General features: G+C 70.0%; 10 protein-coding genes and 1 pseudogene. 7 read left to right on the top strand and 4 right to left on the bottom strand.

The window, feature by feature from the left end; translation table 11 throughout:
* Nucleotides 1–50 precede the first annotated feature (50 nt).
* The 6 genes and pseudogenes from ASD79_RS21480 to ASD79_RS21460 all read left to right on the top strand — a co-directional run bounded on the left by ASD79_RS21480 (nt 51) and on the right by ASD79_RS21460 (nt 7,152).
* Nucleotides 51–1,163 (top strand): alkaline phosphatase D family protein, encoded by a 1,113-nt coding sequence (locus ASD79_RS21480; RefSeq protein ID WP_056725455.1) that lies wholly within the window; start codon nt 51–53, stop codon nt 1,161–1,163.
* A 76-nt stretch (nt 1,164–1,239) separates the two neighbouring features.
* Nucleotides 1,240–2,178, top strand: coding sequence for a polysaccharide deacetylase family protein (locus tag ASD79_RS21475; RefSeq protein WP_156400620.1), 939 nt, complete (start codon nt 1,240–1,242; stop codon nt 2,176–2,178).
* Between the two features lie 6 nt (nt 2,179–2,184).
* Nucleotides 2,185–2,317: pseudogene (locus tag ASD79_RS24150) on the top strand (hypothetical protein); the annotation flags it as partial.
* A 33-nt stretch (nt 2,318–2,350) separates the two neighbouring features.
* Nucleotides 2,351–4,582 carry a S9 family peptidase gene (locus tag ASD79_RS21470; RefSeq protein WP_056725453.1) on the top strand — a complete coding sequence of 744 codons (2,232 nt, stop codon included), beginning with the start codon at nt 2,351–2,353 and terminating at the stop codon, nt 4,580–4,582.
* A gap of 120 nt (nt 4,583–4,702) precedes the next feature.
* The gene (locus tag ASD79_RS21465) at nt 4,703–5,485 is read left to right on the top strand and encodes an acyl-CoA thioesterase II (protein WP_056725452.1); all 783 of its coding nucleotides are present in this window, start codon (nt 4,703–4,705) and stop codon (nt 5,483–5,485) included.
* Nucleotides 5,486–5,688: 203 nt separating this feature from the next.
* On the top strand, nt 5,689–7,152 hold the full coding sequence (locus ASD79_RS21460; protein WP_235524554.1) for an amidase: 1,464 nt from the start codon (nt 5,689–5,691) through the stop codon (nt 7,150–7,152).
* Nucleotides 7,153–7,326: 174 nt separating this feature from the next.
* On the opposite strand, the gene ASD79_RS24145 is transcribed toward ASD79_RS21460, so the two are convergent.
* From ASD79_RS24145 to ASD79_RS21445, 4 genes are read right to left on the bottom strand one after another with little or no spacing between them, the layout of a single operon-like run.
* On the bottom strand, nt 7,327–7,482 hold the full coding sequence (locus tag ASD79_RS24145) for a hypothetical protein (protein WP_156400619.1): 156 nt from the start codon (nt 7,480–7,482) through the stop codon (nt 7,327–7,329).
* A gap of 2 nt (nt 7,483–7,484) precedes the next feature.
* Nucleotides 7,485–8,027 carry a hypothetical protein gene (locus tag ASD79_RS21455; RefSeq protein ID WP_056725449.1) on the bottom strand — a complete coding sequence of 181 codons (543 nt, stop codon included), beginning with the start codon at nt 8,025–8,027 and terminating at the stop codon, nt 7,485–7,487.
* A complete protein-coding gene (locus tag ASD79_RS21450) occupies nt 8,024–9,466 on the bottom strand; it encodes a hypothetical protein (RefSeq protein WP_056725447.1) in 1,443 nt (480 codons plus the stop codon). The genes ASD79_RS21455 and ASD79_RS21450 overlap by 4 nt, the downstream gene beginning before the upstream one ends.
* A complete protein-coding gene (locus ASD79_RS21445) occupies nt 9,463–10,971 on the bottom strand; it encodes a tetratricopeptide repeat protein (RefSeq protein WP_056725444.1) in 1,509 nt (502 codons plus the stop codon). The genes ASD79_RS21450 and ASD79_RS21445 overlap by 4 nt, the downstream gene beginning before the upstream one ends.
* 219 nt (nt 10,972–11,190) lie before the next feature.
* On the opposite strand from ASD79_RS21445, the gene ASD79_RS21440 reads away from it, so the two are divergent.
* A complete protein-coding gene (locus ASD79_RS21440; RefSeq protein WP_056725441.1) occupies nt 11,191–12,975 on the top strand; it encodes a VWA domain-containing protein in 1,785 nt (594 codons plus the stop codon).
* Nucleotides 12,976–13,031: the final 56 nt, after the last annotated feature.

The raw sequence follows: 13,031 nt of genomic DNA, 5'->3' as shown, positions 1-13,031 counted from the left end.
CGGCCCTTTCTCGTTCAAGCTCGACCACAAGACGACCAAGAGGCCCGCCCATGACCGACCTGTCCCGCCGCACCGCCCTGGGCCTGGCCGCCGCCGCGGCGGCCGTGGCCCCCGCCGCCCGGGCGGGAATCGTCGACGCGCCGCACGCGGCGCTGGACCGGCCGCTGACCCGCATCGCCTGGGGCTCCTGCGCCAACCAGGACAAGGACCAGCCGATCTGGGAGGCGGTGCTGGACGCCAAGCCCGACCTGTTCGTGTTCCTGGGCGACAACATCTATGCCGACACCCGCGACCCGGCGGTGATGGCCCGCAAGTACGCCACCCTGGCCGCCAAGCCCGGCTTCAAGCGGCTGCGCGACAGCGTCCCGCTGATCGCCATCTGGGACGATCACGACTTCGGCGAGAACGACGCCGGCGGCGACTATCCGATGAAGGACGAAAGCCGCCGGCAGTTCTGCGATTTCTGGGGCCAGCCGGCCGGTTCCGTGCGCCGCACGCGCGACGGGGTCTACGCGGCCTATGTGTTCGGGCCCGACGGCCGGCGCGTGCAGATCATCCTGCCGGACCTGCGCTGGAATCGCACGCCGCTGCTCTCCAAGACCTTCAAGGGCGGCTATAAGGCCTGGGCCGTGGCCCGAGGCCTGACCGGCAAGCTGACGCCCGGCCCGTATGACCGCAATCCCGACCTCGACGCCACCATGATCGGCGAACCGCAATGGGCCTGGCTGCACGAGCAGCTGCAGCAGCCGGCCGACCTGCGCATCCTCGGCTCCAGCCTGCAGGTGCTGGCCGACTTCGCCGGCTGGGAGGGCTGGATCAACTACGCCAACGATCACCAGCGGCTGTTCGACACCATCCGCCGCACCGGGGCCGAGCGTCTGTTCTGCATCAGCGGCGACACCCACTACGCCGAGGTCTCGACGCTGTCGAACAACACGCCCTACCCGATCTGGGACTTCACCTCCTCGGGCCTGACCGAGGTGTGGCCGGTGACCCCGCCCAACGCCCTGCGCGTCTCGCCGGTGCTGCGCGAGCGCAATTTCGGCCTGATCGAGATCGACTGGTCACGGCCCGCCCCCGCCGTAACGGTGCAGATCCGCGACGAGAAGGGCGCGGTGCGGATCACCCAGGCGCTCGATACGGCCGACCTGAGGATCGGCTGAGACGGCCTTTACCTCGCCGCCGCCGCGCCCTACCAAGTTACCGCTACCGAAAACGTTCGGAGCGAGGAGGCGCGTCTTGAAACCGTTGTACCGCACCGCCGTGGCGCTGGCCTGGCTGGCCGCCCTGCCCCACCTCGCCCTGGCCAACGTCGCCCTGGCTCTGCCCGCCCCCGCTCCAGAACTGGCCCTGACCTTCGACGACCTGCCCGTCCACGGTCCCCTGCCGCCGGGCCAGACCCGCGTGGGCGTGGTCACGGCCCTCGTCGCCGCCCTCGACGCCGCCAAGGCCCCGGCCTTCGGCTTCGTCAACGGCGTCCAGACCGAGCGCGAACCGGCCTCGGCCCCGGCCCTCGCCGCCTGGCGGGCCAGCGGCCGGCCGCTGGGCAACCACACCTGGTCGCACCCCAGCCTCAACGCCATCGACGCCACGACCTTCGAGGCCGAGGTCGCGCGCAACGAACCCCTGCTGCAGGGCCTGATGGGCGAAGGGGACTGGCGCTGGCTACGCTATCCGTTCCTGGCCGAAGGCGACACGCCGGACAAGCGCGGCGCGGTCCGCCAGGCCCTGGCCGCCGGCGGCTACCGGATCGCCAGCGTCACGATGAGCTTCGGCGACTACGCCTGGAACGAACCCTATGCCCGCTGCCTGGCCAAGGGCGACACCGCCGCCGTCGCCGACCTCGAAACCCGCTTCCTGGCCGCCGCCGCCAGCGACGCCGATCGCGCCCGGGCGATGTCCAAGGCGCTGTACGGCCGCGACATCCCCTATGTGCTGCTGATGCATGTCGGCGCCTTCGATGCCCGGATGCTGCCGCGCCTGCTGGCCCTCTACCAGGCGCGGGGCTTCACCTTCACCACGCTGGACAAGGCCGAGCGCGACCCGTTCTATCGCACCGACCGCGACCCCGGCCTGCCGCCCGCGCCGACCACCCTGGAGAACGCCATGCGCGCCCGGGGCCTGACGCCGCCGGCCAGCGCGATCGACCTGGCGGGGCTGGACGGGGTGTGCCGGTGAGGCCGTGCGTCCTTCGAGGCTCGGCTTCGCCTCGCACCTCAGGATGAGGAACGTGGATTGGCTCTGAATTCCTCATCCTGAGGCGCCCGCGCAGCGGGCCTCGAAGGACGCAGGGCGTCTCCCCCACTTTCCCTGCTGACAACGGCCACGCTCGCCTCTAGCGTCCCGCGCCATGATCAGACCCTCGCTCCTGGCCATCGCGGCCTGCCTCGCCCTCTCGTCGCCGGTCATGGCGGAAAAGCTGACCCCGGAACGCATCTTCGCCGACCCATCCTTGTCGGGCCCCACGGCCAAGGGCGTGGCCCTGTCGCCGGACGGCAAGCGCGTCACCTATCTGAAGGCCAAGCCGGAAGCCGCCAACGTCCAGGACCTGTGGGCGGCCGACGTCAAGGGCGGCGAGCCCTATCGGATGATCGACTCGGCGGCCCTATCGTCGGGCGCCAAGGAACTGTCGGAAGCCGAAAAGGCCCGTCGCGAACGGGCCCGCGTCTCGGCCCGCGGCATCGTCGAATACAGCTGGGACCAGCAGGGCCGCTTCATCCTGGTCCCGCTGGACGGCGACCTCTATCTGGACAACGTCGCCGACGGGAAGGTCTCGCGCCTGACCGAAACGCCAGGCGACGAGGTCGACGCCAAGGTCTCGCCCAAGGGCGGCTTCGTTTCCTATGTCCGCGACCAGAACCTGTTCGTGAAACCGCTGGTCGGCGGAGCCGAGCGGGCCCTGACCACGCAAGGCAAGGACGCCCTGTCGTTCGGCACGGCCGAGTTCGTCGCCCAGGAGGAGATGGACCGCTTCACCGGCTACTGGTGGAGCCCCGACGACAGCCGCATCGCCTACACCCGCGTCGACGAGAGCGGCGTCGACGTCATCCCGCGCGCCGACATCGGCCCGGGCGGCGCGACGGTGGTCGAGCAGCGCTATCCGCGCGCCGGCCGTCCCAACGCGGTGGTCGACCTGTTCGTCCAGGACCTGGCCTCGGGCAAGACCGTCCAGATCGACCTGGGCCCGAACAAGGACATCTATGTCGCTCGCGTCGACTGGTCGGCCGACGGCAAGACCCTCTATGTCCAGCGCCAGACCCGCGACCAGAAGACCCTGGAACTGATCGCCCACGACCCGGCGACCGGCCGGGGCAGGACGATCCTGACCGAGACCGACGGCCACTGGATCGAGCTGAACGACGACTTCAAGCCGCTCGCGGACGGCAGCTTCCTGTGGTCGTCGGAGAAGTCGGGCTACAACCACCTCTACCGCTACGCCGCAGACGGCAAGCTGATCGCCCAGGTCACCCAGGGCGACTGGCCGGTCGCCGCCCTGGAAGGCGTCGACGAGAAGCGCCAGGTGGCGATCTTCAGCGCCTCGATCGAGACCCCGATCGAGCGGCGCATCTACGAAATCTCCTACGCCAAAGCTCCCCAAGGCAAGAATGGCAAGCCCAAGGCCCTGACCCCGGCCGGCGGCTGGTGGACAGCCAAGGTAGCGGAGACCGGCGGCGCCTTCGCCGGCGGCTACAGCGATCCCAAGACCCCGCCCCAGACCGCGCTCTACGCCCCCGACGGCAAGCGCGTGCGCTGGATCGAGGAAAACCGGCTCGCGGAAGGCCACCCCTACTGGCCCTACGCCGCGACCCTGCCGGTTCCGGAATACGGAACCCTGAAGGCCGCCGACGGTGAAGTGCTGCACTACGAGATCCTCAAGCCGACCGGCTTCGATCCCGCGAAAAAGTACCCAGCCATCGTCTCGGTCTATGGCGGTCCGCACGCCCAGACGGTGAACCGCGGCTGGCAGAAGGTCGGCGAACGGCCCTATCTCGAAGACGGCTATGTGATCTTCAAGCTCGACAACCGCGGCAGCGGCAACCGTTCGGCCAAGTTCAAGCGGGCCCTGGACCGCCGGATGGGCACGGTGGAGGTCGACGACCAACTGGTCGGCGCGAACTTCCTGAAGACCCTGCCCTATGTCGACGCCGACAAGCTGGGCGTCATGGGCTGGTCCTACGGCGGGTTCATGACCCTGATGCTGATGACCGCCGAGAACACCCCGTTCAAGGCCGGCGCGGCCGGCGCTCCGCCCACCGCCTGGGGCCTGTACGACACCCACTACACCGAGCAGTTCATGGGCACGCCGCAGGACAACAAGGACGGCTACGCCCGGTCCGACGTCATCAGCCGCCTGGGCGCCCTGAAGCCGAACAGCCTGCTGCTGCTGCACGGCATGGCCGACGACAATGTGATCTTCGAGAACAGCACCCGCCTGATCGCGGCCCTGCAGAAGAACGCCACGCCGTTCGAGATGATGCTCTATCCCGGCGAACGCCACAGCGCCCCCGGCAGCAAGACCAAGGGCCTGCACGTGCTGAAGACCCACCTGGAGTTCTTCGACCGACAGTTGAAGGGGCGGTAGGGAGGTAGCGCCCTCTCCCAAAGGGAGAGGGAGTCCATGGGCGTGCCCCAACCGCCCCCCATTTGACTTCCGTAGCGAAAGAAGACGAACCTTCGCGTCCGAAGCAAATCAGGACCTGCCGTGACCGCCTATACCGAGCTGATGACCGCCCTCGCCCCCACTGACAGCGGCTTCACCGCCCATGTCACGCCCGACTGGCAGCAGGGTCGCACCACCTATGGCGGGCTGTCGGCGGCCCTGTGCCTGGAGGCGGCGACGCGGGCGGTCCCCGACGCCCCGCCCTTGCGCTCGGGCCAGTTCGCCTTCGTCGGCCCGGCGGCCGGCGAATTGGCGATCCAGACCACGGTGTTGCGGCGCGGCAAGTCGACCTTGTTCATGGGCGTAGACCTGGTCGGCGAGCAGGGCCTGGCCACCCGGGCCGTCCTGACCTTCGGCGCGGCGCGCCAGTCGCGGCTGTCGCACGTCGACCTGGCCATGCCGGCCGTTCCGCCCGCCGCCGACTGTCTCGACTTCTTCCGGAACGGCGCGGGCCCCAACTTCACCCAGCAGTTCGACTTCAAGGTGGCGGGCGGGACGCCGATCGGGACGCCGGGGTCGCCGGACTTCCTGGTCTGGATTCGCCACAAGGACCCGGCCGCCCGCTCGCTCGCCGCCCTGATCGCCCTGGCCGACGCCCTGCCCCCGCCGGCCGTCACCCTGTTTCCCGAACGCGCCCCGATCTCGACCATGACCTGGTCGCTGGACGTGCTGGCGCAACCGCCTTTGGAAGACGACGGTTGGCGGCTGATGAAGAGCCGGGCCGACACCGTCCTCGAAGGCTATTCCGCCCAGGACATGGCGGTGTGGGATAGCGCCGGCACGCCGTTGATCGTTGCGCGCCAGAACGTGGCGGTGTTCATCTGAACGCTCGCCCCGGCGAATCTCCAGAGTCCGTTTTCCCGGCGAAGGCCGGGACCCAGATTCTTCCTGGGCGGCTCGTGGGTTTCACCTGGGTCCCGGCCTTCGCCGGGAAAACGGGATTAGGCCGCACGGCCCAGCCATTCGGGGGATCAAGCGTGATCAAACAGGCCTTGCTCATCGGCGGCGCAACCGCCGCCTTGCTGGCGATGACCGCTAACGCCCAGGAGGCCGCCAAGCCTTCCGCCGTCTCCGCCACCGAGGCCTCGCTCGCCGCGATCAAGGCCAAGAACGACCAGCTCCACGCCGTCATCGCCCTCAACCCCCACGCCCTGGTCGACGCCCGGGCGCTGGACGCCGAGCGCAAGGCCGGCAAGGTCCGGGGGCCGCTACACGGCGTGCCGATCCTGCTGAAGGACAATATCGAGAGCGCCGACGACACCGCCACCACCGCCGGCTCCCTGGCCCTGAAGGACAATGTCACCGGCCGCGACGCGCCCCTGGTCAAGCGACTGACCGACGCCGGCATGGTGATCCTGGGCAAGGCCAACCTGTCGGAATGGGCCAATATTCGCTCCAGCAAGTCGATCAGCGGCTGGAGCGCCGTGGGCGGCACGGTGCGCAATCCCTATGTGCTGGACCGCAGCGCCTGCGGCTCGTCCAGCGGTTCGGGGGCGGCAGTGGCGGCGGGCCTGGTCCCGGCGGCGATCGGCACCGAGACCGACGGCTCGGTCACCTGCCCGGCCGCCATCAACGGCCTGGTCGGCCTCAAGCCCACGGTCGGCCTGGTGTCGCGCACCCACATCGTGCCGATCAGCCACAGCCAGGACACCGCCGGGCCGATGACCCGCACGGTCACCGACGCGGCCCTGATCCTCACGGCCATCGCCGGCTCCGACCCCGCCGACCCGGCGACCAGGGAGGCCGACGCCCGCAAGACCGACTACGCCAAGGGTCTGAGCAAGGACGCGCTGAAGGGCGTCACCCTGGCCGTCGCCCGCTTCTACACCGGCTATTCGCCGGGCACGGACGCGGTGTTCGAGCAGGCGCTGAAGGACCTCAAGGCCCAAGGTGCCACCCTGGTCGACGTGAAGGATTTCGACGAGGGCCCGATCGGCAAGGCCGAGGGCGTGGTGCTCTACACCGAGCTGAAAGTCGACCTGAACGCCTACCTGGCCTCGACCGACCCCAAGAAGGTCAGGACCCGCACGCTGGAGGACGTGATCGCCTTCAACAAGGCCACGCCCAAGGAGCTGGAATGGTTCGGCCAGGAGACCTTCGACAAGGCCCAGGCCACCAAGGGCTATGACGACCCCGCCTACATCAAGGCCGCCGCCGACGCCAAGCGCCTGGCCGGTCCCGAGGGGATCGACCGGATCCTGAAGGAGACCGGCGCGGTCGCCATCGTCGCCCCGACCACCGGCCCGGCCTGGACCATCGACCCGCTGAACGGCGACCACTACGGCGGCTCGTCAACCACCCTGCCCGCCGTGGCCGGCTATCCCCACCTGACCGTGCCGATGGGCGACGTCGGCGGCTTGCCGGTGGGGCTCAGCTTCATCGGCCCGGCCTGGAGCGAGGCACGCCTGCTGGGGCTGGGGTTCGCTTATGAGCAGGCGACGATGCGGCGGAAGGAGCCGAAGTTCCTGCCGACGGTGGTGCTGGAGAAATAGGTTTGAAACCCTCTCCCAGAGGGAGAGGGAGGGGCCCAAGCGAAGCTTGGGAGGGTGAGGGGTTACGCTGTTGAAGATCCGGGCAGGGCTTCGGGGATGAGCGGTTGAGGCCTTACCCCCTCACCCTCCCACCGCTACGCGGCGGCCCCCTCCCTCTCCCCATGGGAGAGGGTTTCAGGTCTTCGGCCGGATCGCCCCGATCGGCGGCGGAGGCGGCGTCACCCGCGAGATGTCCGGCGAGACCGGCGGCGGCGGACCGTCGGGCGACGGGTAATAACGCGGGCCGCAAGCGCTCAGCGCCAGCATCAACCCGCCGAGCAGCAGCGCCATCCTCAGCATCCCGACCGCCCGTCGCCGCGCGGATCGGGGCGCGGGCCAGAGGCCAGCGAGCCGTTCGCCTGCATCCCCACGCCCTCGCGGAAACAGCGGTTGTCGGCGCGCGGGTCCCAATACTGGGTCGAGCCGTCCGGGGCGCGGAACGCCCAGCGTTCGCCCGTCCGGCCGGTGCGGCCGCTAACGGCCATGTCGCCGGGGCCGTCGGAATTGACCCGGTAGGCGTCGCCCGACAGCTTGTCGACGGCGCAGGCCTCGGCGACGCCGGGCTTGGACAGGTCGCCGCGCAGGGCGGCCGACGAGCCGGTGTCGCGGTTGAAAGCGCTGATCTCGGTCTGACCCTTTCCACCGACGAACACCTGGGTGCCAGTGGCGCGGTCATAGGTCATGACGTCGGGAGCCTCGCCGGTCAGGGGCGCGCCGCAGGGCAGCGCCCGGCGCGGCGGCTCGCGATAGCTGGCCCCGACCTCCTGGGCCCAGGCGCCGGTCGTGGCGGCGGAAACGGTCAGAGCGGCCAGCAGGCCGGCGGCGAGTTTGCTCATCGCGAGGTTCCTCCTTGCGGCGCATAGGGCTGAGGCGAACCGGGGCCAACAGGACCTCCGGCGGCGGCCGAGGCGTCCTGCAAGTCCAGACCGCCGGCCAGGCCATCACCCGGCAGGCGCGGCGCCGCGGCGGCGGTCGTAGCCAGGCTGGCCATCGGCCAGTAGCCGTCGAAATCCAGTCGGGACCGGTCGCGCGGCGTGCGGAACAGCTCCGGCCCCTCGAACCACGGCTGGCAGGTCAGCTTGCCGTCGAAATAGCCGGTGATCAGGGCCTCGCAGCCACCGGGCCTGGCGTAGACGCGGTTGTCGCGGGCCCGCACCTGGGCGCCGTTGTCGGCGAACAGCCCGGCCCGCATCACCCCGGCGATGGCGTTGTCGGCGGCGTAGACCGTGCCCGAGCCGGCATAGACGCCCACGTCCGTGGCTTCGAGCTTGCCCTCCAGCACCCGCAGGTCGGCGTTCTCCAGCACCACGGCCCAGTCGCTGTCGCGGACCACGGGGCGCAGCAGAGTGGTCTCGTCGCCGCCGCCCACATAGATCCCGCGCGAGAAGCCGTCGACGTATAGGCCCTCGATCTGCACCAGCTGCGAGCGGTTCATGCCGGCCAGCACGAAGCCCGCCGAATTGCGGCTGCGGCTGGAGCCGGTCCAGTCGCCCAGGCGGATGACGCGGAAGTCGCGGATGCGGCTGTCCTCGCCGGCCTCGAAGGCCGCGCCGATGGCGGTGGCGGCGACCTCGACATTGTCGGCCATGATCGCGCCGGTGGCCTTGACCACCGCCTGGCGGGTGCGGCCGATGAAGGTGACGTTCGAGGCTTCCAGCCGGCTTTCCCCCAGGTCGAGGGCCGAGGCGTCGCCGTCGTAGCGGACCACCACGTTCTTCAGCGCCAGTTCGGTGGCCCGACCGATGATGCACGAGGCCGAACCGGCCCGCAGGGCGTCGATGCCCAGGCCCTCGATGACCACGTACCGCACGCCGGCGGCGATGCGGATGCAGGGCTGGCCGGCTGGGGCGACCAGGATCGGCCGGCCGCGCGTCGGCGCGTAACCGTCGGCGACGATGGTCACCGACTTGGTGACGTTCAGGGAATCGACGCAGGCTCCGCCGCCGCGCGAGCGCAGGGTCAGGGTGTCACCCTCGTACAGCCGATCGAGCACGTCGCTGACCTCGCCCGGATAGGCGCGGTCGCAGTCGACGAAGGTGCGGTAGCGACCGCCCCGGCCGTGGCCGTAGCCCGCGCCGTAGCGCGGCTTGGGCTTGCGGTAATGCTTGACCCGGCAGCCGGTCGACAGGTTCGGCTCGAGCAGCAGGCCGAAGCACGGGCGGATCTGCTGGTCGATCTTGGCGTCGGGCGAGCCGGCGAGGGCGGCCTCTGGCAAAACACCGAACCCGAGGGTCGCCACCGCCAGGGCCGCGACGAGCTGGCGGAAGCGGGTCATCGGTAGTCCCTTTCGATATAGGGCCGGGCGCGTTCGCCGGCGGCGCGTGGCGGACGCGAGACTTGCGACAGCAGCTGCTGCAGCCGCCAGACCGACGGCTTGAAGCCGGCCAGGGCGCCGTCCAACTGGTAGACCACGGCCTTGGCCCGGTCCTGGTCGGCCACGCCCTGCAGGCCCAGCGAGAAGAAGGTCGACATGGCGTACTTGGCCTCGGCCGACCCCTGGCGCTCGGCCTCCTCGTACCAGTGATAGGCGCGGGCGTAGTCGCGTGGCACGCCGACGCCTTCGGAGTACATCACGGCCAGAACCAGTTGGGCCTTGGACGAGCCATTGACCGCCGCGTACTGCACGGCGCGCACCTTCTCGATGCCACTGAGGCGGCCAGTGATCGGCCGGCCGACCATCGCCTGGAAGGTCTGGGCGTCATTCGTGCTGAGCATCCGCTCATCGAGCAGCGGCGCCGGGATCACCCGCAGATAGGCCAGGGCCTCGCCGATGTGGACGAAGGGCAACTCATTGAGCCGCGCCAGGGCGGCCTCCTTGGCGTCGCCCGACGGATCGCTCTCGTCGGAATGCGGCACGCCGGAGTCGGGCGATTCAGGCGGATAGAACTCGTAGGGCGGAATCCAGCGCTTGGCCTTGGTCTCGACGAAGCCGCCGTAGGAGGCGCGCTGCGGCGAGGAGCGTTCGAAGTCCTTGAGCATCACATAGGCCGAGACGTCGCCGGTCTGCACCGCCAGATAATTGTAGAGATAGGCGTCGACGTCGTTGCGCCGGAACAGGTCGAGGGCGGCCGGGGCGCCGGTGCGCTTCCGCGAGCCGTAGGCCTCGATGGCCTGCAGGTTGTCGGACGGCTCGCCGAACGGGCCGAAGAAGCCGTCGTGCATCCGCGCCAGCACCCGGTAGCCGTCGGCCCCCTGGGTGGAGAGGACATAGATCACCCGGTTGCGGACCTTCTCGCGTTCCTCGGTCGACATCCGCGACAGCAGGCGGTCCAGGGCGCCGTAGGCGGCATGCCGCTCGAAGGCCCGGCAGTCGTCGAATCGCGACAGCGCCCCGCTGTCCTTGCCGCCCCGCCGCTCGTAGGCGGCGATCGGCGAATAGCCGCCGGCATTGGCCAGGGCCATGGCGTACCAGACCGCCGCCTCGACCGGGTCCTCGAGGTTCTTGTCGACCGCGCGCTGGCCCTCGTAGCGGCGGGCCAGTTCCAGCTGGGCGAAGAAGTCGCCCCGAAAACCGCCCTGGCGCAGGGCGCGAATTTCCTGCTGCTGCTGGTTGAACTGGCCGGAAACCCCTTGCGCGGCCTGAGGACGCGGGCAGGCGGAGGCGCGCTTGTGGAACCAGAAGCTGGGGCCGGTGTCGCAGCCGACCAGCGGGATTACCACGGCCGCCACCACCGCTCCGACCGGAATCCGGCGGGCCAGCGTCGCGCGATTGTCGATCAGATAGGCCAAGCTGCGCCGGAGCGCGACGAAGCGCGCAGCAGCCGTGCTGGTCTCGTGCATCGCTCCCCCTCAGCACGCCGTTAACCATGATTTACAGTTCACTCATGTGCCCCGGCTGAAACACTGTCAAGCTCGCGGAACACCGTTCGCGAAGCTGTCACGGAACTGCCCACAGAAGGTTACTCGCCTCGGGGAAATCCTTCGGTTTCGCGACACGGCCCAGCTTTCGCCACAGGCCGAGCGGCAGCATGGTTCGCAACCCTGAGAGGACTTCCGGTCATGGCGTCATCCGGCCTTCGTATCCTTGGCTCCACCGCCCTTTCCCTGCTGATCGCCGGCGGCGCCAGCGCGCCCAGCCTGGCCCTGCCGTCCCCCGGCGACGGCGCGGTGACGCCCGAGGCGTGCGCCGCCCTGGGCTATGTCGCGTCGAGCGAACGCGACCATCGCCTCGCCTCGCCCCGGCGCGCCACCATGGTTCAGGGCGCGCCGGTCGGCATGGCCCCGCCGCCCCTGCCGATCCCGTCGGTGCAGCCGCGCTCCGAATCGAAGGCGCCCCCTCCACCCCCGCCGCCCCCGCCGCCCCCGCCGGCGGTCTACGGTTACGCATCGCCGATCATGCCGTCGCCGGCCTTCGCCCCCCAGATTCGCGACACGGAGAAGTATCCCGGCGCCGTCGCCAACCCGGTCAAGCGCGTGGTCGACGAGCCGGTCTCGACCTTCTCGATCGACGTCGACACCGCCGCCTACGCCAATGTCCGCCGCTTCCTGAACGACGCCAGCGCCCCGCCCCACGACGCCGTCCGGGTCGAGGAACTGATCAACTATTTCGACTACGGCTACGCCCGTCCCACCGCCAAGGACTCGCCGTTCAAGCCGACCGTCGCGGTCGTCCCCTCGCCCTGGTCCAAGGATCGCCAGTTGCTGCACATCGGCGTCCAGGGCTACGCCGCGCCGCGCGCCGACCAGCCGCCGCTGAACCTGGTGTTCCTGATCGACACCTCCGGCTCGATGTCCGGCGAGGACCGCCTGCCGCTGGCCAAGAAGGCGCTGAACGTGCTGATCGACCAGCTGCGGCCGCGGGACCGGGTGTCGATGGTGGCCTATGCCGGCTCGGCCGGCGCGGTGCTGTCGCCCACCGACGGGCGTTCGAAGCTGAAGATGCGCTGCGCCCTGACGGCCCTGCGGTCCGGCGGCTCGACCGCCGGCGGCCAGGGGCTGGAGCTGGCCTATGCGCTGGCCAAGCAGAACCTCGACCCCAAGGCGGTCAACCGGGTGATCCTGCTGACCGACGGCGACTTCAATGTCGGGATCGCCGATCCGGCGCGGCTGAAGGATTTCGTCGCCGACCAGCGCAAGAGCGGCGTCTACCTGTCGGTCTACGGCTTCGGGCGCGGCAACTACAACGACACGATGATGCAGGCCCTGGCCCAGAACGGCAACGGCACGGCAGCCTATGTCGACAGCTTGCAGGAGGCGCGCAAGCTGCTGCGCGACGACTTCGACAGCGCCCTTTTCCCGATCGCCGACGACGTCAAGATCCAGGTCGAGTTCAACCCGGCCAAGGTCGCCGAGTATCGGCTGATCGGCTACGAGACCCGGCTGCTCAATCGCGAGGACTTCAACAACGACCAGGTCGACGCCGGCGAGGTGGGCTCGGGCGCCGCGGTGACGGCGATCTACGAGATCACCCCGGTCGGGGTCCGGCCGTCGTCGGACCCGCTGCGCTACGGCGACAAGACGCCGGCCAAGGCGAGCGGCGACGAACTGGCCTTCCTGAAGATCCGCTACAAGCCGCCCGGCGGTTCGGCGTCGAAGCTGATCGAGCGGCCGATTGGAGCCGGTGATGTCCGGTCGAGCCTGGCCGCCGCCCCCGAGGCCACCCGCTTCGCCGTGGCGGTGGCCGCCTACGGCCAGAAGCTGCGGGGTGATCCGTGGGTGGATGACGGCTTCGACTGGAACGCCGTCACGGACCTGGCGCAGGGCGCGCGGGGCGAGGACCCTTATGGCCTGCGGGCGGAGTTCGTGCAGCTGACGCGGGCGGCGAAGGACGTGAAGGGGAGCTGAGGACTTGCCCCCTACGGGTCGCTTCGCGACCGTCTTCCCCCATAGGGGGAAGAGCC

It is taken from the genome of Caulobacter sp. Root655, assembly GCF_001427665.1.
Classification (GTDB): domain Bacteria; phylum Pseudomonadota; class Alphaproteobacteria; order Caulobacterales; family Caulobacteraceae; genus Caulobacter.
This window is presented reverse-complemented; position numbering and strand designations above follow the sequence as displayed.